This window comes from Pseudomonas azadiae (assembly GCF_019145355.1).
GTDB lineage: Bacteria > Pseudomonadota > Gammaproteobacteria > Pseudomonadales > Pseudomonadaceae > Aquipseudomonas > Aquipseudomonas azadiae.
This window is the reverse complement of sequence record NZ_JAHSTY010000001.1, coordinates 1,521,792-1,546,118: the sequence shown is the minus strand read 5'-3', so window position 1 is coordinate 1,546,118 and position 24,327 is coordinate 1,521,792. Positions and strand designations below refer to the sequence as shown.

Sequence of the window (24,327 nt, the reverse complement as noted above, 5' to 3'; positions counted from 1 at the left end):
GCGTTTAAAAGAGGGAAATCCCGCTCGGCGGGATTGATACGGTTTCTACAGAATTCGGAGTTGTGTAATGGCTGGCCATTCCAAGTGGGCGAACATCAAGCACCGCAAAGAGCGTCAGGATGCCAAGAAAGGCAAGATCTTCACCAAGTGGATCCGCGAGCTGACCGTGGCAGCCCGCCAGGGCGGTGGTGACCCGGGTTCCAACCCGCGTCTGCGTCTGGCGCTGGACAAGGCCCTCGGGGCCAACATGAGCCGCGACATCATCGATCGCGCCGTGGCCCGTGGTGCCGGCGCGGCCGACACCGACGACATGGTCGAGCTGACCTACGAAGGCTACGGCCCGGGCGGCGTGGCGGTAATGGTCGAATGCATGACCGACAACCGCAACCGCACCGCAGCAGCCGTTCGCCATGCGTTCAGCAAGTGTGGCGGCAACCTCGGCACCGATGGTTCGGTGGCCTATCTGTTCGAGCGCAAGGGGCAGATCTCCTTCGCGCCGGGCACCGATGAAGACGCGCTGATGGAAGCGGCGATGGAGGCCGATGCCGACGACGTGGTGACCAACGAAGACGGCTCCATCGATGTGTTTACCTCGTTCGCCAGCTTCTATGCCGTGCGTAACGCACTGGAGGCTGCTGGTTTCAAGGGCACCGATGCGGAAATCGTGATGCTGCCGACCACCAGCGCCGAATTGGACCTGGACGGTGCGCAGAAGGTGCTGAAGCTGCTGGATATGCTTGAAGACCTGGATGATGTGCAAAACGTTTATTCGAACGCCGATATCCCGGAATCCGTAGCCGAACAACTCTCTTAAGCGCGATAGAGATCCAATGTGGGAGCTGGCTTGCCTGCGATAGCGGTGTATCAGAAATAGATGTTTTCACTGACACACCACTATCGCAGGCAAGCCAGCTCCCACAGGCTTTTATGTGTCCCCACCATCTTGCAGGCGTTATGACTTTAATCCTAGGTATCGACCCCGGCTCGCGCATCACCGGTTTTGGCGTGGTGCAACAGACCCCGCGCGGCTGCATCTATGTCGCCTCGGGTTGCATTCGCACCGGCGCGGGCGAATTGTCCGAGCGCCTGCAGATCGTTTATCGCGGCGTGCGTGAAGTGATCCAGACCTATGGGCCAATCACCATGGGCATCGAAAAAGTGTTCATGGCCAAGAATGCCGACTCCGCCTTGAAGCTGGGCCAGGCCCGTGGCGCCGCCATCGTTGCCGGCGCGGAGGAGGGCATGGAGATCGCCGAATATACCGCGACCCAGGTCAAGCAGGCCGTGGTCGGTACCGGGGCGGCGAATAAAGAGCAGGTGCAGATGATGGTCATGCACATGCTCAAGCTCACGTCAAAACCGCAGATCGACGCCTCCGACGCCCTGGCCATCGCCATTTGCCATGCGCACACCCGTTCCAGCCTGCTGCCCCATGGCCTCGGCACGGCACGCAGTCGTGGCGGGCGCCTGCGTCTCTGATAGCATCAGCGCAATCGTTATTTCCGGTCAGGCATGCTCTGGCCCCAAGCTTTAAGGATCTGAACCGTGATTGGACGCTTGCGCGGCACCCTGGCTGAAAAACAGCCGCCGCACCTGATTCTGGATGTAAATGGGTTGGGGTATGAGCTGGAAGTGCCCATGACGACGCTGTATCGGCTACCGTCGGTCGGCGAGCCGATCACGCTGCACACCCACTTGGTGGTGCGTGAAGACGCTCAGTTACTCTATGGCTTCATTGGCAAGCGCGACCGCGATTTCTTCCGCGAATTGATCCGCCTCAATGGCGTGGGGCCGAAACTGGCCCTGGCGTTGATGTCGAGCCTGGAAGTGGATGAGCTGGTGCGTGCCGTGTCGGCCCAGGACACCTCGGCGTTGACCAAGGTGCCGGGCGTGGGCAAGAAGACCGCCGAACGCCTGCTGGTGGAGCTCAAAGACCGCTTCAAGGCCTGGGAAGTGGTGCCGAGCATGTTTGCCCTGGTGCCGAACCAGCCGGATATGCCGGCGGGCCAGGTCGCCAGCGCCGAAAGCGATGCGGTCAGCGCGTTGATCTCCCTGGGCTACAAGCCGCAGGAAGCCAGCAAGGCCGTATCCGCCATCAAAGACAAGAACCTGAGCAGTGAAGACATGATCCGCCGCGCCCTGAAGGGAATGATTTAAGTGATTGAAGCAGATCGTCTGATCGCGGCCACCGGCCCGCGCGACCGTGAAGAAGTCCAGGACCGCGCCATCCGGCCCCTGAGCCTGGCCGACTACATCGGCCAGCCCACCGTGCGTGAGCAGATGGAGTTGTTCATCCAGGCCGCGCGCGGGCGCAGCGAGTCCCTGGATCACACGCTGATCTTCGGCCCGCCGGGCTTGGGCAAGACTACCCTGGCCAACATCATCGCCCAGGAAATGGGCGTGTCGATCAAGTCCACCTCCGGGCCGGTGCTGGAGCGCCCCGGCGACTTGGCGGCGTTGCTGACCAACCTTGAACCCCACGACGTGCTGTTCATCGATGAGATCCACCGGCTCTCGCCGATCGTCGAGGAAGTGCTGTACCCGGCGATGGAAGACTTCCAGCTCGACATCATGATCGGCGAAGGCCCGGCGGCCCGCTCGATCAAGCTCGACCTGCCGCCGTTCACGTTGGTGGGCGCCACGACCCGCGCGGGCATGTTGACCAACCCGCTGCGAGACCGTTTCGGCATTGTTCAACGTCTGGAGTTCTATAGCACGGCAGACCTTGCGACCATCGTCAGTCGTTCGGCGGGCATTCTCGGCTTGCCCCTGGACCCGGAAGGCGCGTTTGAAATTGCCCGTCGCGCCCGCGGTACGCCTCGGATCGCCAACCGCTTGCTGCGGCGCGTGCGCGACTTCGCCGAAGTGCGGGCCAAGGGGCATATCACCAAGGCCGTGGCCGACCTGGCCTTGAACCTGCTGGATGTGGACGAGCATGGCTTCGATCACCAGGATCGGCGCCTGCTCTTGACCATGATCGAGAAGTTCGACGGCGGCCCTGTGGGCGTCGACAGCCTGGCGGCGGCCATCAGCGAAGAACGCCATACCATCGAGGATGTGCTGGAGCCGTACCTGATCCAGCAGGGCTACATCATGCGTACCCCCAGGGGCCGGGTGGTCACGCGCCATGCCTACCTGCACTTCGGGTTAAATATCCCGTCACGATTGGGCGAGATGCCCGTGGTAGACGAATTCCTCGATGCAGTGGACGATTAATAGCTTCACGCAAGACGATTTATTCGATGTTTGTGCTGTCCTAGTGCCTGGTGTCGTCATTCAGTCACTGAATTTGTTTCAGACAATGAAAAAACAGTTGCCCAGCCGGATTGGCAACCTGAGGAGTAAGCACTAGAGTATGCGCGCGCAAAACGGGGATCAGTCGTTCGCACATCGCTGTCGCGTTTATTACGAGGACACCGATGCCGGCGGCATCGTGTATTACGTCAATTACCTCAAGTTCATGGAGCGGGCTCGAACCGAGCGGCTACGGGAACTGGGCTTTGCCCAATCCGAGCTTGCAGGGGAGGACCTGTTATTCGTCGTGCACTCCAGCGAGGCGCGGTATCACGCGCCGGCGCGGCTGGACGACGAACTGTTGGTCAGCGCTGAAGTAATCGAATTGAACCGTGTCAGCCTGCGTTTCAAGCAGCAGGTCAGGCGGGCAACGGATGCAACGCTGCTCTGTGAGGGGCAGTTCCTGGTGGCCTGTGTGCGCGCCAATAGTTTGAAGCCCCGGGCCATTCCCGAAGCTTTACGTGCGGCCTTTGCCGACGTAAGCGGCGCGGGTAAACAATCAAAGCAGGAGATTTAGCGTGGAACCTACCGTCGTCGACCATTCCTCCATGTGGAGCCTGGTCAGCAATGCCAGTATCGTGGTTCAACTGGTGATGCTGACCCTGGTAGCCGCATCGGTTACCTCTTGGGTCATGATTTTTCAGCGCAGCAACCTGCTGCGTGCCGGTCGACGTGCCCTGGAGAGCTTTGAAGAGCGCTTCTGGTCGGGTATCGACCTGTCTAAGCTGTATCGCCAGGCCGGCAGCAACCCCGACCCGGATTCGGGCGTCGAGCAGATCTTCCGTGCCGGCTTCAAGGAGTTCTCCCGTCTGCGTCAGCAGCCAGGCGTTGATCCGGAAGCGGTGATGGAAGGTGTGGCCCGTGCCATGCGCGTCGCCATTTCCCGCGAAGAAGAGAAGCTTGAGCAAAGCTTGCCGTTCCTCGCCACCGTTGGTTCCGTGAGCCCGTACATCGGCCTGTTCGGTACCGTGTGGGGGATCATGAACTCCTTCCGTGGCCTGGCCCAGGCCCAGCAAGCCACCCTGGCCACCGTGGCCCCGGGTATTGCCGAAGCCCTTATCGCCACCGCGATCGGCTTGTTCGCTGCTATCCCCGCAGTAATTGCCTACAACCGTTTTGCCGCAACCAGCGAAACGTTGATCAGCCGTTACTACACCTTCGCCGACGAATTCCAGGCGATCCTGCACCGTAAAGTGCACACCAGCGAAGAATAAGCAGGTAATTCCCAATGGCTTTAATCGCTCGAGCTCGCAAAAAGCGCAAGCCGGTCGCCGAGATGAACGTAGTGCCCTACATCGACGTGATGTTGGTGCTGCTTGTCATCTTCATGGTGACCGCGCCGATGCTCAATCAGGGCGTGAAAGTTGATCTGCCCAAGGTTTCCAGCGAAGCCTTGCCGCAGGACAACAACACCCAGGTCCTGACCATTTCGATCAAGGCTGACAAGACCTATTACTGGAACCTTGGCAGCGAAGTCGATACCCAGAAACAGCAGGACAAGGCCATGACCTTGCCGCAGATGACCGATGCGGTGACCAAGATCATCCGCTCCGGCAATGAAGGCGGCAAGCACACCCAGGTGTTCATTCGCGGCGACAAAGTGGTCGACTACGGTTCCGTCATGGGCGCCATGGGCGGACTGCAGAAGGCCGGCGTGGGTAACGTTGGCCTGATTACCGAGGCGCCCTGATGCAGCAACAGCGAGAGCCGTCCGCCTCGGAAAGCTTCTTCTGGCCTAGCGTCTGGGCAATTGCCCTGCACGTCCTGGTGTTTGGCATGCTGTTCGTCAGCTTTGCCATGACCCCGGACCTGCCGCCAGCCAAGCCGATCGTGCAGGCGACCCTGTATCAGCTGAAATCGAAAAGTCAGGCCACCACCCAGACCAATCAGAAGATTGCGGGTGAGGCCCAGAAGTCGGCTGCGCGCCAGACTGAAGTCGAACAGATGGAACAGAAGAAGGTCGAGCAGGAAGCGGTGAAGGCTGCTGCGGAACAAAAGAAAGAAGAGGCGGCTCAAAAGGCCGAGGAATCGAAAAAGGCAGACGAAGCCAAGAAGGCCGACGAGGCGAAAAAGGCTGATGAAGCCAAGAAGTCCGAGAAGGCTGCCGAAGCCAAAAAAGCCGAAGAGAAACAATTGGCGGATATAGCCAAGAAGAAATCTGAAGAAGAAGCCAAGAAAGCTGCCGAAGAAGAGGCCAAGAAAAAGGCCGCTGAAGACGCCAAGAAGAAAATAGTCGAAGACGCGAAGAAGAAAGCCGCCGAAGACGCCAAGAAAAAAGCTGAAGCAGACGAGGCGAAGAAGAAAATCGCCGACGACGCGAAGAAGAAAGCTGCCGCCGACGCCTCCAAGAAAAAGGCCCAGGAAGCAGCGCGCAAATCCGCCGAAGAGAAAAAGGCCCAGGCCTTGGCTGATTTGCTTTCCGACACGCCGCAGCGTCAGCAAGCCTTGGCCGATGAGCAGGGTGATGAAGTCGCGGGCAGTTTCGACGACCTTATTCGGGCGCGGGCAGCGGAAGGTTGGACACGTCCACCTTCGGCACGCAAAGGCATGACAGTAGTGCTGCAGATCGGCATGTTGCCGGACGGTACGGTGACTTCGGTCAGCGTGGCCAAGTCCAGTGGTGACGGTTCGTTCGACAGTTCGGCGGTTGCAGCGGTCAAGAACATTGGCCGGTTGACCGAGATGCAGGGAATGAAACCAAGCGACTTCGCTCCCTATCGTTCATTCAAGATGACATTCACACCTGAGGATCTAGCCTTGTGAGAAACCTTCTTCGAGGAATGCTTGTCGTTATTTGCTGTATGGCAGGGATAGCGGCGGCGGATGAAAAGAACATCCTGGTCACCAGCGGCAGCGATCGGGCCACCCCGATCGCGGTAGTGCCGTTCGGCTGGCAGGGCGGCAGCGTGCTGCCGGACGACATGGCGCAGATCGTCAGCGACGACCTGCGCAACTCCGGTTACTACGCACCGATTCCGAAAGGCAACATGATCAGCCAGCCGAACCAGGCCAGCGAAGTCGTGTTCCGTGACTGGAAAGCGGTGGGCGCGCAGTACCTGATGGTCGGCAACATCACGCCGGCCGGCGGTCGCCTGCAGATCACCTACACTTTGTTCAACGTGGCCACCGAACAGCAGGTCTTGACCGGCAGTGTCTCCGGCACCGCCGAACAACTGCGGGACATGGCTCACTATATTTCGGACCAGTCGTTTGAAAAGCTCACCGGTATCAAGGGTGCTTTCTCGACGCGTCTGCTGTATGTGACGGCTGAGCGTTTCTCGGTAGACAACACCCGCTACACGCTGCAGCGCTCGGATTACGACGGTGCGCGTGCGGTGACGTTGCTGCAATCGCGTGAGCCCATCCTGTCGCCGCGCTTTGCGCCGGACGGCAAGCGTATCGCCTACGTGTCGTTCGAGCAGCGTCGTCCGCGCATCTTCGTCCAGCACATCGATACGGGCCGTCGTGAGCAGATCACCAACTTCGAAGGCCTCAACGGCGCGCCTGCCTGGTCGCCGGATGGTTCGCGCCTGGCATTCGTGCTGTCCAAGGACGGCAACCCGGACATCTACGTGATGAACATGGCTTCGCGCCAGATCAGCCGCGTCACCAGCGGCCCGGGCATCAATACCGAACCGTTCTGGGGTAAAGACGGTTCGACCATCTACTTCACGTCCGACCGTGGCGGCAAGCCACAGGTCTATAAGGCGAACGTAGGCGGTGGTGGTGCAGAACGCGTGACGTTTATTGGCAACTACAACGCCAATCCGAAGCTTTCGGCTGATGAAAAGACGTTGGTGATGATTCACCGTCAGGATGGTTTCACTAATTTCCGGGTTGCGGCCCAGGATTTGCAGCGCGGAACCGTAAAAATCCTTACAGATACCAACCTTGATGAGTCAGCTACTGTTGCGCCCAACGGCACCATGGTAATCTACGCCACCCGCCAGCAGGGCCGGGGAGTCTTGATGCTCGTGTCCATCAATGGACGCGTAAGGCTCCCACTTCCTACCGCACAAGGCGAAGTCAGAGAACCATCCTGGTCCCCTTACCTGAACTGACGCGGCGCTACAAAAAGAAGTACTTAACACACTGGGGTTCATTAGGAGTTTCACGATGGAAATGCTGAAGTTTGGTAAGTTTGCTGCTCTGGCTCTGGCTCTGTCCGTAGCCGTTGGTTGCTCGTCTAAAGGCGGCGACAATGCCGGTGAAGGCGCAGCTGTTGATCCAAACGCTGGTTACGGCGCTAACACTGGTGCGGTTGACGGCTCCCTGAGCGAAGAAGCTGCTCTGCGCGCTATCACCACTTTCTACTTCGAATACGACAGTTCGGACCTGAAACCAGAAGCCATGCGCGCTCTGGACGTTCACGCGAAGGACCTGAAAGCTAACGGCGCTCGCGTTGTTCTGGAAGGTAACACCGACGAACGTGGTACTCGTGAGTACAACATGGCACTGGGCGAGCGTCGTGCGAAAGCCGTTCAGCGCTACCTGGTACTGCAAGGTGTTGCTCCAGGCCAACTGGAACTGGTTTCCTACGGTAAAGAGCGTCCAGTTGCTACTGGCCACGACGAGCAGTCCTGGGCTCAAAACCGTCGCGTCGAACTGCGTAAGTAATTCGTCATGCGAACGTGCCGTCGTGCTCTGACTGTATTGGCTCTCAGCCTCGCACCGCTTGCGGTGTGGGCTGCGGTTCCTGTAACGGATAGCAACTCGGGCTATAACAATAGCGGGAGCAGCTATCCGCCAGCAGGTTATGGCACGAACGGCGCCTATGCGGGGGGAGCGGCTACGTCCGCTCCCTCGGCACAGGGCGAACTGTTCAACCAGCTGCAACGCATGCAGGATCAATTGGCGCAGCAACAGGGCGCAATTGAAGTACTGCAGAACCAAGTGAACCAGCTGAAGCAAGAAGGCCTGGAGCGATACCAGGATCTTGATCGACGTATTGGAGCCGGCGTAACACCTGCCGCAACTCCTGATAATTCTTCTGCCGGTGGCGCGCCCAGCGCCGCTGCCGGTGCAGCAGCGGGGGCGGCTGCCAGCCAAGCCCCTGCCGCAAGCAGTGAACCGGGTGATCCGGCCAAGGAAAAGCTGTATTACGATGCAGCGTTCGACCTGATCAAGGCCAAGGATTTCGATAAGGCCAGCCAGGCCTTTACCGCTTTCCTGCGCAAGTACCCGAACAGCCAGTATGCGGGCAACGCCCAATACTGGTTGGGCGAAGTCAACCTGGCAAAGGGTGACCTGCAGGGGGCGGGCCAGGCGTTCGCCAAGGTCAGCCAGCTGTACCCCAAGCACGCCAAGGTGCCGGATTCGCTGTACAAACTCGCTGATGTAGAACGCCGCCTGGGTCATACCGACAAGGTCAAAGGCATTTTGCAGCAAGTGGTGGCCCAATATCCGGGTACTTCCGCTGCCCAGTTGGCGCAACGGGACCTGCAGCGCTTGTAAGCGATGCAATCCGTTTAGAAGAAACCCGCGCCTGGCGCGGGTTTTTTCGTTAGAATCCACGCCCTTTTATGAAACACGCTTTTTGGGGCCCGCGCGTTGGCGGGGTCTCTTGAAGTGCCTGACGGAGGCGGACAGCCTGTTTAGCTGTTACGCCCGTGGCGACTATGCAAGACACATTACGTATTACCGAAGTTTTTTACTCATTGCAGGGTGAAACGCGGACCGCTGGGCTGCCCACCGTTTTTGTGCGCCTGACCGGTTGCCCCCTGCGTTGCCAATACTGTGACAGCGCCTACGCCTTCAGTGGCGGCACCGTGCGCACCCTTGATGACATCCTGGAGCAGGTCGCCGGCTACAAGCCGCGCTACGTCTGTGTGACCGGCGGTGAGCCGCTGGCCCAGCCCAATGCCATCCCTTTGCTCACGCAGCTGTGCGACGCCGGCTACGAAGTATCGCTGGAGACCAGCGGCGCCCTGGATATCTCGGCGGTTGACCCACGTGTAAGCCGCGTGGTCGACCTCAAGACTCCGGGCTCCAAAGAGGCGCACCGCAACCGCTACGAGAACATCGAACTGCTGACGGCCAACGACCAGGTCAAGTTCGTCATCTGTTCCCGTGACGACTACGACTGGGCAAATTCCAAGCTGATCCAATACGGCCTGGACCGTCGCGCGGGGGAGGTGCTTTTTTCTCCGAGCCACCATGACTTGAACGCCCGTGACCTCGCCGATTGGGTGGTCGCGGACAATCTACCGGTGCGCCTGCAATTGCAGCTGCATAAATACCTTTGGAACGACGAGCCAGGGCGCTGATATGACTGAACACACGATGGACCAGAAACGTGCGGTAATCCTGCTGTCCGGTGGCCTCGACTCCGCCACGGTGGTCGCTATGGCGCAGGCTGAAGGCTACAGCTGCTACACCATGAGTTTCGACTATGGCCAACGGCATCGTGCCGAGTTGAACGCCGCCGCCCGTGTTGCCCGTGACATGGGTGTGGTCGAGCACAAGGTGATCGGCCTGAACCTCAATGGCATCGGCGGCTCCGCGCTGACCGACAGCAGCATCGATGTACCAGAAGCGCCCGGCGAAGGGATCCCGGTGACCTACGTGCCTGCACGCAACACCGTATTCCTGTCCCTGGCCCTGGGTTGGGCGGAAGTGCTCAACGCTCGCGACATTTTTATCGGTGTGAACGCGGTGGACTATTCCGGCTACCCGGACTGCCGTCCGGAGTTCGTCGAGTCGTTCGAGCGCATGGCCAACCTCGCGACAAAGGCCGGCGTAGAGGGGCAAGGCTTCCGCATCCTGGCGCCGCTGCAAAACCTGAGCAAAGCCGATATCGTCAAGGCTGGTGTAGGACTTGGCGTAGATTATTCGCTGACTGTTTCCTGCTACCAGGCAGACGATGACGGCCGTGCTTGTGGGAAATGCGACAGCTGCCGACTGCGTGCAGAAGGCTTCCAAGCGGCCGGAATCACCGACCCAACGCGTTATTTCTGATTTATTTCAAATAAGGTGTTGAATAATCCTTAGAAATCAGTATTATACGCGCCACCACACAGCGGGTCGTTAGCTCAGTTGGTAGAGCAGTTGGCTTTTAACCAATTGGTCGTAGGTTCGAATCCCACACGACCCACCATTTTTGGCGGTTTAGAAAATCCGGAAGGCCCACGCAAGTGAGGATTTCCGGGTTTTTTTTTGCCTGGGATTTGGAGGGGGCACGGCGTGATGCGCAACAACTCTGCGGCACATCCATTGCCTCAAGTCACGGTTCGCTGATCGTGTTCACGCTGGACAGATGGCCATTCCAGACCATTTCGTAGTGGGCCGTCTGGATGATCGAAGAGACCGGTCTTGGGGTCATCAGCGCCCAGCAATGATTGCCAGTCAAACGTACCGAGTTGTACCGAAGGCCGGGGCATCCGGCGTCCTTCACTGCTCGCCCCAGCGCACGGGCGTGAGCGTAATCGTCCGGGTCATACAGAGGATCGCTCAGCGACAGCGAGGTCACGTCTTTCATCAGGTGGTCAGCAAAAGTGCAGGACAGGCCTCGAAAAACGAAGCGCTCATAATTGAGCCCGCGGACCTTCGACCAGTACTTGTCTTGATGATGGTGTACCTCCGCAAGCGCGGTCTCCATCGTGGCGGCCAGGTACAGTACGCCGAAGCTGCCATCACTGAAGCGTGAACCCTCGGGGTTGATGTGGGTGAAGGGCGCCGTTGCATAAGAGCAGCCCGAAATTCCAAACGGAATCTCTTGGCGGGGTATCAGCTCGATGCGACCCACTTCATTTTCCAGCCTGGGGTTGGTCAGGGCCTGAATGCGGTAGAGGGTTTCGAATTCGTCCGCATCGGCAACGTCATCGAACAAGGCGATGGGCGGAAACTTGGAGTTGACCAGGCGATAGGCGTGCACCTGTTCGCCCGGCAGATCAGCCAAGCGCGTCAGCATTACCATTGCGCTCCACGCAAGACATCGATGCGGCGATACGTTTCGTACAGGGAAATCATGTCCCCCTGCGACATGACTTCAAGCGGCGTGCGGCCATTGAAGAAACTGTTGTCGTTGGCCATTGAGGCAAATCCGTAGACGTTCTCGGGATTATCAAATACCAGGCGCAGTGCCGCGTGGATGTTGAGTACGAAGCTGATGCGCTGCATCTGATCCGCGTCCAGGCTCACGGACCAGCGTGTATCGCCCTGTTTGGCTCGGGTGAAGGTGCTACGGGAAATGCGCAGGACACGGCAAGCCTGATCACTCGATGCCTGCCATTTTTCGAGGATGCCCACAGCTGCGCGAAGACCGGTCACGCATTGATCTTTGGTGAAAGCCTGCGCTTGGGAAACGGCTGTCATTGCTTGACTCCTCCGATATGCGTCTGTGGAATCAAATATAGATCAATTGCGTCTATGGATCAAATCCGACCGGCGCGGCCAGAAAGCCATTTTCCACATGGCTTTTTGCTACTTATGTGCTGTCAATTGATCGAAGTCTTGGTTAGATTAAGCCTTGTTCAGCTCAAGACAGGGATCGTCATGACCACGCTTTCGCCTATAGGCGCCACCCCGCCACTTATCTTCCGTGCGACTGAGGCGCCTGCCATCGCCCAGGCGCCCAATGCCGACGCCAGCATGACGCGGCCTTCTTCGGTTGTCAGCCTGGGCAACGATGTATCCGATACGCTCGCCAATACCTATTCCCGCCATGGGCAATTCCCAGGTCAGGAAGCTGTGCGTGCCTGGGAGAGCGACAGCCAGACTGCGCTGAGCAAGACCCTCGACGCCAATTTCAACTCATTGTCCACGGCCAAGCGTTTCAATGGCATCGGCACCGGCTTGATCGCGCAATTCGTCAAGGGTGGCGGGGCGGGGTTTTCGCAGTCGGTGATGTACGCGAGTGCCGACCGGGCGCAAAACGCCGGTGAGATCAAGGCCGATCAAAGCTTGCTGCACAGCAAGGCCGACAACCTGGTGAGCCTCAGCATCAAGACCGCCAGTGGCAAGACCGTCACGTTCAGCCTTTCCAGCCAAGCCGAGGGTCTGGGCGTACAGGCAACCGTGGAGGGCGGCACGTTGAGCGACGCCGAACTCGAAGCGTTCGGCAAACTGGGGAGCGCCTTCCAGGCGAGCGTGGATGGGTTGACTGCAGCGCCACCCAAGCTCGACCTGAGCCAGCTGACGCAGTTTGATTCCAGGCTTCTGGCCTCGGTGGACCTCAGCGTCAAGCTCAAGACACTGGATGGTCAAGGCTTGAGCCTGGCCTTCCACGCCGACAGTCAAAGCCGCAGCACGCGCCTGAGTGGCGCGCTTGGCCAGCTGGACCTGGCCGTCGATCTGAAAAACAGCGCGATCCTGGGTGACGCCAAGCAACAGGCCAATGCACTGAAAAGCTACCTGGCTCAATTCGAGCGGGCACAAGCGCGCGGCAACGCCAAGCCGGAGCTGATGGCGATGTTCAAAGACGCCTTCAGCGCCCTGAACGCCCACTATCCACAGGGCGCGTCTGCGCCGCAAGCGCTGACGCGCAACCCCACGGACCAGGGTTTGCTGACCGGCCTGGCGGACTTCAAGGCGTCGCTCAAGCAGGCCACTGAGTCGACCAACCCGATGCGACCGTCCGAAGTCGACGGCTTTGCTTATGAGGTGTCGCAAACGACGCGCGTCGGCGGCACCAGCACCTTGGACCGCAGCATCAGCCAAGAACAGCAGTCGAGCCTCTCCGCCAGTTTCCATAAAGGCCTCAGGGGGGAAAAGGCGCCGGCCCTGGATGGCAGCGCCGAGTCACAGAACTACCTCTATGTGCAGGTGCAGGACAAAGCCAGCAGTTTGGCCACGCTGGGGTACAAGGACGGCATGCTGGCCGACGCCTCCGTATCGCAAGAGGCCAGCCAGAACACCCGTACGCAAAAGTACGTGATGGGCAAGCGGGTGGACGAAACCTTCGTGCCAGAGCAGGCCTCGGTCAAGCGTGATTATCTGATCCTGCTCGAATACGCGGCCAAGGAAAGCGAGAAGTCCGAGGACGCGCTGGAGATGTCCAGTCTGAAAGACGCCCTGGCCAACCTGCACGCTTCGGTGATATTGCAGGAAGATCCTTCCGCGCTGTTGCGCTGACGCGGGATGTAAGAATGGGGAACCCCAGTCGTGGGGCTCCCCGTTTTTTCTGCGCGACAGGCGCACCGGCGATACCAGATTAGGCTTTTGAAACCATTGGATATTCTGTAGCCTTGCGCAGCTTCATCGCTAACCGTGCTTGATGAACACAACCCCTTCATCCGGCGGCGCCCGAAAGGCTCCAGAGCCGGTGGTACACTCGACTTTCGCGCTTACTGCGCCTGCAGGTCTTGCGAACATGACGCAAATTTCCGAACGCCTTCTGGTTCAAGCCCACCTCGACGCCAAACAGCCCAAGGTCCTCAGTGCCGACGAAGAGGCTGGCCTGCGCGCCGCCATCGCCGCCGAGCTCAAAGCTCAGGACGCGGTGCTGGTTGCCCACTTCTACTGTGACCCGGTGATTCAGGCCCTGGCCGAAGAGACCGGTGGCTGTGTCTCCGACTCCCTGGAAATGGCTCGTTTCGGCGCCGCCCACCCGGCCAAGACCGTGTTGGTCGCCGGCGTGCGTTTCATGGGCGAGACCGCCAAGATCCTCACGCCCGACAAACGCATCCTTATGCCCACCCTTGAAGCCACGTGCTCCCTGGACCTGGGTTGCCCGGTGGATGAGTTCTCGGCGTTCTGCGATCAGCATCCCGAGCGCACCGTGGTGGTCTATGCCAACACGTCGGCTGCGGTCAAGGCGCGGGCGGACTGGGTGGTGACCTCCAGCTGCGCCCTGGAAATCGTCGAAAGCCTGATGGACAACGGCGAGACGATCATCTGGGGGCCGGACAAGCACTTGGGGACTTACATCCAGCGCCAGACCGGCGCCGACATGCTGCTGTGGGACGGTGCCTGCATCGTCCACGAAGAGTTCAAGTCCAAGCAGCTCGAAGACATGAAGGCGTTGTACCCGGACGCAGCCATCCTGGTGCACCCGGAGTCGCCGACAGCGGTGATCGAACTGGCCGACGCCGTGGGGTCGACCAGCCAACTGATTGCGGCTGCCCAGCGCTTGCCGAACAAGACCTTCATCGTCGCCACCGACCGTGGCATTTTCTACAAGATGCAGCAGTTGTGCCCCGACAAAGTCTTTGTCGAGGCGCCTACCGCCGGCAACGGCGCGGCGTGTCGCAGTTGCGCGCATTGCCCGTGGATGGCAATGAATACACTGGAGCGTACGCTGCAGTGCCTGCGCGAGGGCAGCAACGAGATCTTCGTCGAGCCGTCGGTGATCCCCCACGCGGTGCGCCCGCTCAAGCGCATGCTCGACTTTACCCAGGCAGCGCGCCTCAAGCTGGCCGGCAACGCCTGACCCGAGCCAAACACTGATCAAAATGTGGGAGCTGGCTTGCCTGCTCCCACAAGGGTTCTCCAGTGTTCTGGGTTATTTCTTCTGCTTCGGAATCCGCACCAGCTGCGTATCCGAATAGATGTCATGCCAGCTGCGTTTGCGCTTATCAAACAGCGACCAGATAAACCCCAGCCCCACGCACAACCAGGAGGCAATCGACACCACAAAGCGCAACAGCGCCTGCCACAGGCTGATCCGCGAGCCGTCGGCGTTCTGTACGCGCACGCCCCACACCTGCATGCCCAGGGTCTGCCCGGAATGGGTCCAGAACTTGGCGAAGAAGCCAAACAGTACAAACAGCAGGATCGTTGACAGCAACGGATCGCCGTCCAGCGCGCCGGATTCGGTGAGGGTGCGCATCCTGGCTTCGCCCACGAACGCGATCCAGATCAGCTTGTAGATGAACGCGGTGACGATCAGCAGGGCGGTGCACAACAGGAAGTCATAGAACATCGCTGCCAGGCGACGGCCCAGGCCAACGGCGGGGAATTCGCCTTGGGGGCTCAACAGGGGGTTCGACATGGCAGGGCTCTCTTGTGAAAAAAGCCATTTTACGAGCAATCGCACATAAAAAAGCCCCTGATGTCACCATCAGGGGCTTTTTGTCGCAGTGGGATCAGCCTTCTGCTTGAACTTCGTCAGCCTGCATGCCTTTTTGTCCTTGCACTGCTTTGAAAGTGACCTTCTGGCCTTCTTTCAGGCTCTTGAAGCCATTGCCTTGAATAGCGCGGAAATGCACGAACAGATCCGGACCGCTTTCTGGCGTGATAAAACCAAACCCTTTTTCGTCGTTAAACCACTTGACGGTACCGCTCTGACGATCAGACATTTTCTTCTTTCCTTTGACGCTAAAAATTAATGACAGCCCCTTTCACATGAAAGAGTACTGGGCTGGGTTGCAGGAAAGTAAGAGACGTCGAACGGGTTGTAGCACTACTACTTCAGCTACTGCCCAGGTCCAGGTTCCAAGCGACCCATGCAAACACAGTGGGCAAACTCTACGCCAACTAATAGAGAAAAAACAAGCCCCGGAAAGGCACTGGTTTTACTGGGGAATATGGCAGTTTGGTGAACAACTGTAGGGTCGGCTTATTCGATAGAGTCGATCACTTGTTATAGGCAAGTTCTTAAACATAGACTATCGCGAGTGCACTCTTTTATGGCGGTTGCGTTACAGATTAGTGCACGTTAGCGCAACCGCGTTACTTATAGAAACAGCCAATCAGCCGCGGTAGTAACGTTGCGGTACAAATGGCATTTTACTTACACGTAGTGGCACCTTTTTCCCACGCACCAGCGCAGAAACTTCAGTGTCCAGCGCGATAAATGCACTGTCCAGGTAACCCATGGCCAGCGGGGCGCCCAGGGACGGACCGAAACCACCGCTGCAGACGCTGCCGATCACGGTGCCATCTGCGTCGACAATCTCCGCGCCCTCACGCACAGGCGTGCGTTCCTGTGGCAACAGGCCGACGCGTTTGCGGCTCACACCGGTTTGCTGCTGGGTGAAGATCTTGTCGGCGCCGGGGAAGCCACCGGCACGCGCACCGTCGGCACGGCGGGCCTTGGAGATCGCCCACAACAGGCTGGCTTCGATGGGCGTGGTGTCGGTGTTCATGTCATGGCCGTACAGGCACAGGCCGGCTTCCAGGCGCAGCGAGTCGCGGGCACCCAGGCCGATGGCCTGCACTTCGGTCTCGGCGAGCAGGCTGCGGGCCAGGCTTTCGGCGTTGGCGGCGGGCACGGAAATTTCAAAGCCGTCTTCACCGGTGTAGCCGGAACGGCTGACGTAGCAGTCCACGCCCAGCAAGCGCAGGGGGGTGAACTGCATGAACGTCATCCTGGTGACTTCCGGAGCCAGGCGTGCCAGCACCTTTACCGCCGCCGGGCCTTGCAACGCCAGCAGCGCACGTTCTTCGAACAGCGGCTCAATGCTGCACTGGTCGCCGATATGCTGGCGCAGGTGCGCCAGGTCCTGGTCCTTGCAGGCGGCGTTGACCACCAGGAACAGTTCGTCGTTACCCAGGTTGGCCACCATCAGGTCATCGAGGATACCGCCCTGGTCATTGGTGAACATCGCATAGCGCTGCATGCCCACCGGCAGGTCGATGATGTCGACCGGCACCAGGGTTTCCAGGGCCTTGGCGGCATTGGCGCCGGTGAGGCGGATCTGGCCCATGTGGGATACGTCGAACAAGCCGGCCTGATCACGGGTGTGTTGGTGTTCTTTCATCACGCCCAACGGGTATTGCACCGGCATGTCGTAGCCGGCGAACGGCACCATGCGCGCACCGAGCTCAAGGTGCAGGGCGTGCAGTGGGGTTTTCAACAGGGTTTCGGTGGACATATTCAGCTCCTGAAAAACGTGCTGGCGCGCCGTTGGGCCTCAGCACTCGATAATGTTGACCGCCAAACCGCCACGGGCGGTTTCCTTGTATTTGCTTTTCATGTCGGCGCCCGTCTGGCGCATGGTGCGGATGACCTTGTCGAGGGACACGAAGTGTTGCCCATCGCCACGCAAGGCCATGCGCACCGCGTTGATCGCCTTGACCGAGCCCATGGCATTGCGCTCGATGCAGGGCACCTGCACCAGCCCGCCAATCGGGTCGCAGGTCAGGCCGAGGTTGTGCTCCATGCCGATTTCGGCGGCGTTTTCCACCTGGGAAACCGTCCCGCCCAAGACTTCGCACAGCGCACCGGCGGCCATGGAACAGGCCACGCCGACTTCGCCCTGGCAGCCGACTTCGGCGCCGGAAATCGACGCGTTTTCCTTGTACAGAATGCCGATGGCGGCGGCGGTGAGCAGAAAGCGCACCACGCCGTCTTCGTTCGCGCCGGGGATAAAGCGCATGTAGTAATGCAGCACGGCCGGGATGATCCCGGCCGCGCCGTTGGTGGGCGCCGTGACCACGCGCCCGCCGTTGGCGTTTTCTTCGTTGACCGCCAGGGCGTAGAGGTTGACCCAGTCGAGCACCGACAACGGATCGCGCAGCGCCGACTCCGGGTGCTTGCACAGCTGGCGATGCAAGGCGGCTGCGCGCCGCTTGACCTTCAGGCCGCCAGGCAAAATCCCTTCATTACGGCAACCGGCATCCACACAATCCTGCATCACCTGCCAGATGTTCAGCAGCCCGGCACGGGTTTGCGCTTCCGGGCGCCAGGCGCTTTCATTGGTCAGCATCACTTGGCTGATGGACAGCCCGTAAGTGGTGCAATGGCCGAGCAAGTCCTTGGCATGCTTGAACGGGAAGGTCAGCGGCGTGGCGTCTTCGACGATTCGGTCGGCGCCGGCGGCGTCTTCATCCACCACAAACCCGCCGCCGACCGAATAGTACTCGCGGCTGCGGACCTGGATGTGGGCGGCGTCGAAGGCACGAAAGATCATGCCGTTGGGGTGATAGGCGAGGGGTTTGCGAATCATCGCCAGGTGTTCTTTCTCGTTGAACGCGATGCGGTGTTCGCCGAGCAGGTTCAAGCAAGCGTCCTTGCGCATCTGCGCCAGGCGCGAGGCCACGGTTTCGGTGTTGACGGTGTCCGGGTGTTCGCCTTCCAGGCCCAGCAGCACGGCTTTGTCGCTGCCGTGGCCTTTGCCGGTGGCGCCGAGCGAACCGTAGAGTTCTACCTTGATGCTACAGGTGGCGCCGAGCAGGTTGTCACGCTTGAGCCCTTCGACAAAACGGGCGGCGGCGCGCATCGGGCCGACGGTGTGGGAACTGGAGGGGCCGATGCCAATCTTGAACAGGTCGAACACGCTTAACGACATGAGTGGTTCTCCGGTTTCTTATTATGTTTCGGGTGTACTCGGTACACCTGAAAGAGGTTTATGTGGAAGCTGGCTTGCCTGCGATAGCATCACCTTGGTCTACCTGTCAGACCGAGGTGTTTGTATCGCAGGCAAGCCAGCTCCCACACAAGCCAGCTCCCACAGACCGAGTTTCGTCAGTCAGATCAGGCGTAACTCTCGATCGACGGGCACGCACACACCAGGTTGCGATCGCCAAACACGTTGTCGACCCGGCCAACCGGCGGCCAGTACTTGCCTTCGATCAACGAGGCCACCGGGTACACCGCCTGTTCGCGGCTGTACGGGTGCGTCCATTCGCCCACCAGCTCCGCCGCGGTGTGCGGCGCGTTCTTGAGCGGGTTGTCGTCCTTGTCCAGCGTGCCGTTTTCCACCGCGCGGATCTCTTCGCGGATGGCGATCATGGCGTCGCAGAAGCGGTCCAGTTCTTCCTTGGATTCGCTTTCGGTCGGCTCGATCATCAAGGTGCCGGCCACCGGGAACGACATGGTCGGCGCATGGAAGCCGAAGTCGATCAGGCGCTTGGCCACGTCATCCACGCTGATGCCGCTGCTGTCTTTGAGCGGGCGCAGATCCAGGATACATTCATGCGCCACCAGGCCATTGCTGCCGGTGTAGAGCACCGGGTAGTGCTCTTCCAGGCGACGGGAGATGTAGTTGGCGTTCAGGATCGCCAGTTGCGAGGCGCGCTTGAGACCCGCGCCGCCCATCATGCTGATATACATCCAGGTGATCGGCAGAATGCTCGCGCTGCCGAACGGTGCCGCGCACACCGCGCCTTCCTTGCGCGCCATGGCCGCGTGGCCCGGCAGGAACGGCGTGAGGTGCGATTTGACGCCGATCGGGCCAACGCCCGGGCCGCCACCGCCGTGAGGAATGCAGAAGGTTTTGTGCAGGTTCAGGTGGGACACGTCGCCGCCGAACTTGCCCGGTGCGCACAGGCCGACCATGGCGTTCATGTTGGCGCCGTCGATGTAGACCTGGCCGCCGTTGTCGTGGATGACCGCGCAGATGTCGCGGATGCCTTCTTCGAACACGCCGTGGGTGGACGGGTAGGTGATCATCAGCGCGGCGAGGTGATCGCGGTGCTCGATGGCCTTGACGCGCAGGTCTTCGATGTCGACGTTGCCGCGGGCATCGCAAGCGGTGACGACCACACGCATGCCCGCCATGTTGGCGGTGGCCGGGTTGGTGCCGTGGGCCGACGAGGGGATCAGGCAGATGTCGCGACGCTCATCGCCACGGCTCTGGTGGTACGCGCGGATCGCCAACAGGCCGGCGTATTCGCCCTGGGAGCCGGCGTTCGGCTGCAAGGAGATCGCGTCGTAACCGGTGGCCGCGCAGAGCATGGCTTCCAGGTCGGACGTCAGCTCCAGGTAGCCGGCGCTCTGCTCGGCCGGGGCGAACGGGTGCAGGGCGCCGAACTCGGCCCAGGTCACCGGGATCATTTCGCTGGCGGCATTGAGCTTCATGGTGCACGAGCCCAGCGGGATCATGGTGCGGTCCAGCGCCAGGTCCTTGTCGGCCAGCTTGCGCAGGTAGCGCATCAGCTCGGTTTCCGAGTGATAGCGGTTGAACACCGGGTGGCTGAGGATCGGCGACTGGCGCAGCAGCGCGGCCGGCAGGGTGCTTTCAGTCGCGGCGAAGGCGGGCAGCGCCTTGCCGTCGGCGAAGATCGCCCACAAGGCTTCGATGTCAGCCTGGGTAGTGGTTTCGTCGACCGACAGGCCAACGCGCTCAGCGTCCACCGCACGCAGGTTGATGCGCTGGGCGCGGGCCTTGTCGTGCAGGGCGGCGGTGCTGGCGCCGGTGTTGAGGGTCAGGGTGTCGAAGAAGTGGTGTTGCTCGACCTTCATGCCCAGGGCAACCAGGCCCTTGGCCAGGATCGCGGTCAACTGGTGCACGCGCTGGGCGATCTGGGTCAGGCCCTTGGGTCCATGGTACACGGCGTACATGCTGGCGATGTTGGCCAGCAGCACCTGCGCGGTGCAGATGTTACTGGTGGCTTTCTCGCGGCGGATATGTTGCTCGCGGGTCTGCATGGCCAGGCGCAGGGCCGGCTTGCCGAAACGGTCCACGGACACACCAACCAGGCGGCCCGGCATGTCGCGCTTGAACGCGTCCTTGGTGGAGAAGTACGCCGCGTGCGGGCCACCAAAGCCCAGCGGCACGCCGAAGCGTTGCGCGCTGCCGATGGCCACGTCGGCGCCGAACTCGCCCGGCGGCGTCAGCAGGGTCAGGGCGAGCAAGTCGGCGGCCACAGCGACCAGCGCATTGGCGGCGTGGAAACGTTCGGTCAGTTCGCGGTAATCAAATACGTCACCGTTGCTGGCCGGGTATTGCAGCAGGGCGCCGAAGAATGCGCTGACGTCGGTCAGTTCGCGCTCATCGCCCACGACTACTTCGATACCCAGGGGTTCGGCACGGGTGCGCAATACATCAAGGGTCTGCGGGTGGCTGTGGATCGAGGCGAAGAAGGCGTTGCTGCCCTTGTTCTTGCTCAGGCGCTTGCAGAAGGTCATGGCTTCGGCGGCGGCGGTGGCTTCGTCGAGCAGGGAGGCGTTGGCGATCGGCAAGCCGGTGAGGTCGCTGATCAGCGTCTGGAAATTCAGCAGCGCTTCCAGGCGGCCCTGGGAAATTTCCGGCTGGTACGGGGTGTAGGCGGTGTACCAGGCGGGGTTTTCCAGCAGGTTGCGCAGGATCGGCGACGGCGTATGGCAGTTGTAGTAGCCCTGGCCGATGTAAGTCTTGAACAGTTGGTTCCTGGCGGCGATGGCCTTGATCTTGGCCAGGGCCTGGGCTTCGCTCAGGCCGTCTTCCAGGCCGAGCACGCTGGTGCCCTTGATGCTTTCCGGGATCACGCTGGCGCTCAGCGCTTCCAGGGAGTCGAAACCCAGGCTGGCAAGCATGTGCTGCTCATCTGCCTGGCGCGGGCCGATGTGGCGGGCGATGAATTCGTTGGCAGTGCTCAAGTTAATCGTCATGGCGCGCTCCTCAGGCTTCGGCGTTGGCTTTGATCAGGCGGTCGTACGCGTCCTGATCCAACAGTTTAGCGACCGCTGCGGCATCGGCCGGTTTAAAGCGGAAGAACCAACCTTCGCCCATCGGGTCTTCGTTGACCAGTTCCGGGCTGCCATCGAGCTTGTCGTTCACTTCAAGGACTTCACCGTCCAGAGGCATGTACACGCCGCTGGCGGCCTTGACCGATTCCACGGTGGACGCTTCAGCGCCCTTGGCGTAGGCCTGCAGCTCGGGCAGTTGCACGAACACCACATCACCCAGCGCGTTCTGCGCAAACGCGGTGATACCCACGGTGACGCTGCCGTCAGCTTCGGCGCGCAGCCATTCGTGATCTTCAGTGAAACGCAACTCGCTCATGCAAACTCCTCAGGGCCAGACTGATCTGGTGGACGGGATTGGAATGGGAGTTGCTTAGCAATATCGCGGCCAATACGAATAAGTTGTTTTAAAACAATAGGTTATGAAAATCCGGCATAGACTTGCTGGATTTGGCTGTAGCGATTTCGCTACAGCTGGGCGCGCGAAAAAAAGCCTATGTGGATCAAAGCCTTGCATGGCGCGTAAAAAGCAGCGCTGTAGCGATATCGTTACGCTGTAGCGCTTTCAGTACACTGGATGTCGTTCCCAGACCAAAATTTGGAGTGCGCTCATGTGGGAGCTGGCTTGCCTGCGATAGCGGTGGATCAGTCAGCCCACTTGTGCCTGATAGACCGCTATCGCAGGCAAGCCAGCTCCCACATTTTTGCATTGCGTTCGGTCAGGGTTTGTTGGGGATACCGTATTTGCGCAGGCGGTGGGCGATGGCGGTGTGGGAGGTTTGCAAACGGCTCGCCAGTTGGCGCGTCGAGGGATAACTGGCGTAGAGTTTTTCCAGCAGGCTGCGCTCGAAATCTTCCATGGCCTGTTCGAGGCTGTCGACGTCGCCGTCGCCCTGGCGCGCCACCGACGTACCGGCGATGTCCAGGTCACCAATGTCCACCAGGCTGCTTTCACAAATGGCAGCGGCGCGGAAAATCACGTTTTGCAGCTGGCGTACGTTGCCCGGCCAACGGTTGCCCAGCAGCGCCGGATAGGTGCCCGGCGCCAGGCGGCAGACGGGGCGCTGGATCTGCGCGCAGGCCTGCTGCATGAAGTAGCGCGCCAGCAACAGGATGTCCTGGCCGCGTTCGCGCAGCGGCGGCACTTCGACGTTGAGCACGTTGAGGCGGTAGAACAGGTCTTCGCGAAAGGTGCCCTCGCTGACCATTTTTTCCAGGTCGCGGTGCGTGGCGCTGAGGATGCGCACGTTGACCTTCACTTCACGGTCGCCACCGACCCGACGGAAGCTGCCGTCATTGAGAAAACGCAGCAGCTTGGCCTGCAGGTACGGCGACATTTCACCGATCTCATCGAGAAACACCGTGCCCTGGTTGGCCAGTTCCATCAGCCCTGGCTTGCCCCCGCGTTGCGCACCGGTAAAGGCGCCCGGCGCATAACCGAACAACTCGCTCTCGGCGAGGTTTTCCGGCAGCGCCGCGCAGTTCAAGGCCAGGAACGGTGCGCTGTGGCGTGCGCTGATCGCGTGGCAGGCACGCGCCACCAACTCCTTGCCGGTGCCGGTCTCGCCCTGGATCAGCAGCGGCGCATCCAAGGCCGCCACGCGTTGCGCGCGCGCCTTGAGGGTGCGGATGGCCGGGGATTCGCCAAGCAGCGCATCAAAGCCTTCGGCATGGTCGTGGTGCAGCGCCGACAGCTGCTCGCCGATACGGTTGGGTGGGTAGAGGGTCAGCAGGGCGCCGGCGTCGGTGATTGGCGTGGCTCCCAGCAGCAAGGTCTGGCCGTTGACGTTGATCTCGCGCAACGGCAGGCGAAAGCCGTGTTCGAGCAAGGTGTCCAGCAGCGCCGGGTCGTTGAACAGTGCGCTGATGCTCTCTCCGGCCGGTTCGCGACCGTAGAGGGCGATCAATGCGGGGTTGGCCAACAGGATCGTGCCCGCGCTGTCCAGCGCCAGCACCGGGTCGGTCATGGCGGCCAGCAGGGCGTCGAGTTGCAGGTGGCGGCGTTGGCCGGGGAGGATGTCCACCACGGTCACCGCCTGCACGCCGTGCACGCTGAACAGCGCATCGCGCAGCTCTTCCAGCACCTCGGCGCTTAGCGTCGGGGCATCGATATAGACGTTGGGCGGCACCATCTCCACGGCATCCAGGTTGAGATTGCGCCCACCGAGCAAGGCCAGGACTTCCTGGGTAATGCCGACGCGGTCGATGAAGCTGACGTGGATACGCATGGAGACGATTCTGGAAAACGAGGCGGCAAGTATGCCTTGGAGACGATGCAGATCAAAATGTGGGAGCTGGCTTGCCTGCGATGGCGGTGGATCAGCCAGCTTATGTGTGGCTGCCACACCGCCATCGCAGGCAAGCCAGCTCCCACAGGGGTATGCGGTATGGCTACTCCAGGTGCTCGGGCTTGACCGGGTCGCCCGATTTCACATCCAGCTGATGCCGCACATCCTCGAACATCAGGTCGTACTGCTTGTGCATCGAGCCATTCAACACGGCCATCTTCGGCATGCCGTATTTCTGCGCGATGTTCATCGCATGCCGCGCAAAGTCGAACGCCTGGTCCTTGGGCAGGAAGAACTCTTCCTTGAGGTCCTTGCCCTGCACCGAACCGTGCAGTTTGAACAACATGCCCTTGCCTTCCTTGGGGTCCTGGCTGACTTCGTAGTCGATGTGCAGGTTGTAGCTGTAGTCATGCTCGTTGAGCGCGTGACGCTCGACGTGCAGGTGCCCCGGTTCAAACGTGGCCATAGGCGTATCTC

Annotated in this window: 25 protein-coding genes and 1 tRNA gene; 16 read left to right on the top strand and 10 right to left on the bottom strand. The window is 60.5% G+C overall.

The window, feature by feature from the left end; genetic code table 11:
* Positions 1–67 precede the first annotated feature (67 nt).
* From KVG91_RS07040 to KVG91_RS06975, 14 genes are all read left to right on the top strand, one after another.
* Positions 68–814, top strand: coding sequence for a YebC/PmpR family DNA-binding transcriptional regulator (locus KVG91_RS07040; protein ID WP_169377931.1), 747 nt, complete (start codon positions 68–70; stop codon positions 812–814).
* A gap of 140 nt (positions 815–954) precedes the next feature.
* Positions 955–1,479, top strand: coding sequence for a crossover junction endodeoxyribonuclease RuvC (gene ruvC, locus KVG91_RS07035; RefSeq protein WP_169377930.1), 525 nt, complete (start codon positions 955–957; stop codon positions 1,477–1,479).
* 66 nt (positions 1,480–1,545) lie between these two features.
* The gene (gene ruvA / locus KVG91_RS07030; RefSeq protein ID WP_003175802.1) at positions 1,546–2,157 is read left to right on the top strand and encodes a Holliday junction branch migration protein RuvA; all 612 of its coding nucleotides are present in this window, start codon (positions 1,546–1,548) and stop codon (positions 2,155–2,157) included.
* Positions 2,158–3,216: a Holliday junction branch migration DNA helicase RuvB gene (ruvB, locus tag KVG91_RS07025; protein WP_015885611.1), complete on the top strand. Its 1,059-nt coding sequence runs from the start codon at positions 2,158–2,160 to the stop codon at positions 3,214–3,216.
* Between the two features lie 139 nt (positions 3,217–3,355).
* Positions 3,356–3,811 carry a tol-pal system-associated acyl-CoA thioesterase gene (gene ybgC, locus KVG91_RS07020; protein WP_076949747.1) on the top strand — a complete coding sequence of 152 codons (456 nt, stop codon included), beginning with the start codon at positions 3,356–3,358 and terminating at the stop codon, positions 3,809–3,811.
* 1 nt (position 3,812) lies between these two features.
* On the top strand, positions 3,813–4,508 hold the full coding sequence (gene tolQ / locus KVG91_RS07015; protein ID WP_076949746.1) for a protein TolQ: 696 nt from the start codon (positions 3,813–3,815) through the stop codon (positions 4,506–4,508).
* A gap of 23 nt (positions 4,509–4,531) precedes the next feature.
* On the top strand, positions 4,532–4,984 hold the full coding sequence (gene tolR, locus KVG91_RS07010; RefSeq protein ID WP_161630238.1) for a protein TolR: 453 nt from the start codon (positions 4,532–4,534) through the stop codon (positions 4,982–4,984).
* Entirely contained in the window at positions 4,984–6,057 is a 1,074-nt protein-coding gene (gene tolA / locus KVG91_RS07005; RefSeq protein ID WP_169377929.1) for a cell envelope integrity protein TolA, read from the top strand. Before tolR ends, tolA begins: the two co-directional genes overlap by 1 nt.
* Before the next feature lie 17 nt (positions 6,058–6,074).
* Positions 6,075–7,355 (top strand): Tol-Pal system beta propeller repeat protein TolB, encoded by a 1,281-nt coding sequence (gene tolB / locus KVG91_RS07000; protein ID WP_178115237.1) that lies wholly within the window; start codon positions 6,075–6,077, stop codon positions 7,353–7,355.
* 55 nt (positions 7,356–7,410) lie between these two features.
* Complete coding sequence (gene pal, locus KVG91_RS06995; RefSeq protein ID WP_003209827.1) at positions 7,411–7,911, top strand: peptidoglycan-associated lipoprotein Pal; 501 nt, start codon at positions 7,411–7,413, stop codon at positions 7,909–7,911.
* Positions 7,912–7,917: 6 nt separating this feature from the next.
* Positions 7,918–8,748 carry a tol-pal system protein YbgF gene (gene ybgF, locus KVG91_RS06990; protein WP_169377928.1) on the top strand — a complete coding sequence of 277 codons (831 nt, stop codon included), beginning with the start codon at positions 7,918–7,920 and terminating at the stop codon, positions 8,746–8,748.
* A gap of 164 nt (positions 8,749–8,912) precedes the next feature.
* On the top strand, positions 8,913–9,560 hold the full coding sequence (gene queE / locus KVG91_RS06985) for a 7-carboxy-7-deazaguanine synthase QueE (RefSeq protein WP_169377927.1): 648 nt from the start codon (positions 8,913–8,915) through the stop codon (positions 9,558–9,560).
* A 16-nt stretch (positions 9,561–9,576) separates the two neighbouring features.
* Positions 9,577–10,251 (top strand): 7-cyano-7-deazaguanine synthase QueC, encoded by a 675-nt coding sequence (queC, locus tag KVG91_RS06980; RefSeq protein ID WP_169377941.1) that lies wholly within the window; start codon positions 9,577–9,579, stop codon positions 10,249–10,251.
* 63 nt (positions 10,252–10,314) lie between these two features.
* Positions 10,315–10,390: transfer RNA gene (locus KVG91_RS06975), tRNA-Lys, on the top strand.
* Positions 10,391–10,516: 126 nt separating this feature from the next.
* On the opposite strand, the gene KVG91_RS06970 is transcribed toward KVG91_RS06975, so the two are convergent.
* Both KVG91_RS06970 and KVG91_RS06965 read right to left on the bottom strand, forming a co-directional pair.
* Positions 10,517–11,209, bottom strand: a complete 693-nt coding sequence (locus tag KVG91_RS06970) for an RES family NAD+ phosphorylase (RefSeq protein WP_169375978.1) — start codon at positions 11,207–11,209, stop codon at positions 10,517–10,519.
* Entirely contained in the window at positions 11,203–11,607 is a 405-nt protein-coding gene (locus tag KVG91_RS06965) for an antitoxin Xre-like helix-turn-helix domain-containing protein (protein WP_169375979.1), read from the bottom strand. The genes KVG91_RS06970 and KVG91_RS06965 overlap by 7 nt, the downstream gene beginning before the upstream one ends.
* Positions 11,608–11,787: 180 nt before the next feature.
* Here KVG91_RS06965 and KVG91_RS06960 point away from each other — a divergent pair, with 180 nt between their 5' ends.
* Complete coding sequence (locus KVG91_RS06960) at positions 11,788–13,365, top strand: lactate dehydrogenase (RefSeq protein ID WP_225926955.1); 1,578 nt, start codon at positions 11,788–11,790, stop codon at positions 13,363–13,365.
* Between the two features lie 238 nt (positions 13,366–13,603).
* Positions 13,604–14,662: a quinolinate synthase NadA gene (nadA, locus tag KVG91_RS06955; RefSeq protein ID WP_169375980.1), complete on the top strand. Its 1,059-nt coding sequence runs from the start codon at positions 13,604–13,606 to the stop codon at positions 14,660–14,662.
* A 72-nt stretch (positions 14,663–14,734) separates the two neighbouring features.
* Here nadA and KVG91_RS06950 read toward each other — a convergent pair whose 3' ends face one another.
* From KVG91_RS06950 to KVG91_RS06915, 8 genes are all read right to left on the bottom strand, one after another.
* Complete coding sequence (locus KVG91_RS06950; RefSeq protein ID WP_169375981.1) at positions 14,735–15,223, bottom strand: RDD family protein; 489 nt, start codon at positions 15,221–15,223, stop codon at positions 14,735–14,737.
* A gap of 94 nt (positions 15,224–15,317) precedes the next feature.
* A complete protein-coding gene (locus KVG91_RS06945; protein ID WP_034109143.1) occupies positions 15,318–15,530 on the bottom strand; it encodes a cold-shock protein in 213 nt (70 codons plus the stop codon).
* Positions 15,531–15,923: 393 nt separating this feature from the next.
* Positions 15,924–17,048 (bottom strand): glycine cleavage system aminomethyltransferase GcvT, encoded by a 1,125-nt coding sequence (gene gcvT, locus KVG91_RS06940; RefSeq protein ID WP_169375982.1) that lies wholly within the window; start codon positions 17,046–17,048, stop codon positions 15,924–15,926.
* 39 nt (positions 17,049–17,087) lie between these two features.
* Entirely contained in the window at positions 17,088–18,464 is a 1,377-nt protein-coding gene (locus KVG91_RS06935) for an L-serine ammonia-lyase (protein ID WP_169375983.1), read from the bottom strand.
* Positions 18,465–18,649: 185 nt separating this feature from the next.
* Entirely contained in the window at positions 18,650–21,487 is a 2,838-nt protein-coding gene (gene gcvP / locus KVG91_RS06930; RefSeq protein ID WP_169375984.1) for an aminomethyl-transferring glycine dehydrogenase, read from the bottom strand.
* Positions 21,488–21,497: 10 nt separating this feature from the next.
* Positions 21,498–21,881, bottom strand: a complete 384-nt coding sequence (gcvH, locus tag KVG91_RS06925) for a glycine cleavage system protein GcvH (protein WP_124371683.1) — start codon at positions 21,879–21,881, stop codon at positions 21,498–21,500.
* A 400-nt stretch (positions 21,882–22,281) separates the two neighbouring features.
* A complete protein-coding gene (locus KVG91_RS06920) occupies positions 22,282–23,790 on the bottom strand; it encodes a sigma-54-dependent transcriptional regulator (protein ID WP_169375985.1) in 1,509 nt (502 codons plus the stop codon).
* Positions 23,791–23,953: 163 nt separating this feature from the next.
* Complete coding sequence (locus tag KVG91_RS06915) at positions 23,954–24,316, bottom strand: DUF5064 family protein (protein WP_065887622.1); 363 nt, start codon at positions 24,314–24,316, stop codon at positions 23,954–23,956.
* Positions 24,317–24,327 lie beyond the last annotated feature (11 nt).

Coding starts and splice junctions, on each gene's coding strand:
- KVG91_RS07040 (WP_169377931.1), top strand. CDS start 68: ATGGCTGGCCATTCCAAGTGGGCGAACATCAAGCACCGCAAAGAGCGT.
- ruvC (WP_169377930.1), top strand. CDS start 955: ATGACTTTAATCCTAGGTATCGACCCCGGCTCGCGCATCACCGGTTTT.
- ybgC (WP_076949747.1), top strand. CDS start 3,356: ATGCGCGCGCAAAACGGGGATCAGTCGTTCGCACATCGCTGTCGCGTT.
- tolA (WP_169377929.1), top strand. CDS start 4,984: ATGCAGCAACAGCGAGAGCCGTCCGCCTCGGAAAGCTTCTTCTGGCCT.
- tolB (WP_178115237.1), top strand. CDS start 6,075: ATGCTTGTCGTTATTTGCTGTATGGCAGGGATAGCGGCGGCGGATGAA.
- pal (WP_003209827.1), top strand. CDS start 7,411: ATGGAAATGCTGAAGTTTGGTAAGTTTGCTGCTCTGGCTCTGGCTCTG.
- ybgF (WP_169377928.1), top strand. CDS start 7,918: ATGCGAACGTGCCGTCGTGCTCTGACTGTATTGGCTCTCAGCCTCGCA.
- queE (WP_169377927.1), top strand. CDS start 8,913: ATGCAAGACACATTACGTATTACCGAAGTTTTTTACTCATTGCAGGGT.
- queC (WP_169377941.1), top strand. CDS start 9,577: ATGGACCAGAAACGTGCGGTAATCCTGCTGTCCGGTGGCCTCGACTCC.
- KVG91_RS06970 (WP_169375978.1), bottom strand. CDS start 11,209: ATGGTAATGCTGACGCGCTTGGCTGATCTGCCGGGCGAACAGGTGCAC.
- KVG91_RS06965 (WP_169375979.1), bottom strand. CDS start 11,607: ATGACAGCCGTTTCCCAAGCGCAGGCTTTCACCAAAGATCAATGCGTG.
- KVG91_RS06960 (WP_225926955.1), top strand. CDS start 11,788: ATGACCACGCTTTCGCCTATAGGCGCCACCCCGCCACTTATCTTCCGT.
- nadA (WP_169375980.1), top strand. CDS start 13,604: ATGACGCAAATTTCCGAACGCCTTCTGGTTCAAGCCCACCTCGACGCC.
- KVG91_RS06950 (WP_169375981.1), bottom strand. CDS start 15,223: ATGTCGAACCCCCTGTTGAGCCCCCAAGGCGAATTCCCCGCCGTTGGC.
- KVG91_RS06945 (WP_034109143.1), bottom strand. CDS start 15,530: ATGTCTGATCGTCAGAGCGGTACCGTCAAGTGGTTTAACGACGAAAAA.
- gcvT (WP_169375982.1), bottom strand. CDS start 17,048: ATGTCCACCGAAACCCTGTTGAAAACCCCACTGCACGCCCTGCACCTT.
- KVG91_RS06935 (WP_169375983.1), bottom strand. CDS start 18,464: ATGTCGTTAAGCGTGTTCGACCTGTTCAAGATTGGCATCGGCCCCTCC.
- gcvP (WP_169375984.1), bottom strand. CDS start 21,487: ATGACGATTAACTTGAGCACTGCCAACGAATTCATCGCCCGCCACATC.
- gcvH (WP_124371683.1), bottom strand. CDS start 21,881: ATGAGCGAGTTGCGTTTCACTGAAGATCACGAATGGCTGCGCGCCGAA.
- KVG91_RS06920 (WP_169375985.1), bottom strand. CDS start 23,790: ATGCGTATCCACGTCAGCTTCATCGACCGCGTCGGCATTACCCAGGAA.
- KVG91_RS06915 (WP_065887622.1), bottom strand. CDS start 24,316: ATGGCCACGTTTGAACCGGGGCACCTGCACGTCGAGCGTCACGCGCTC.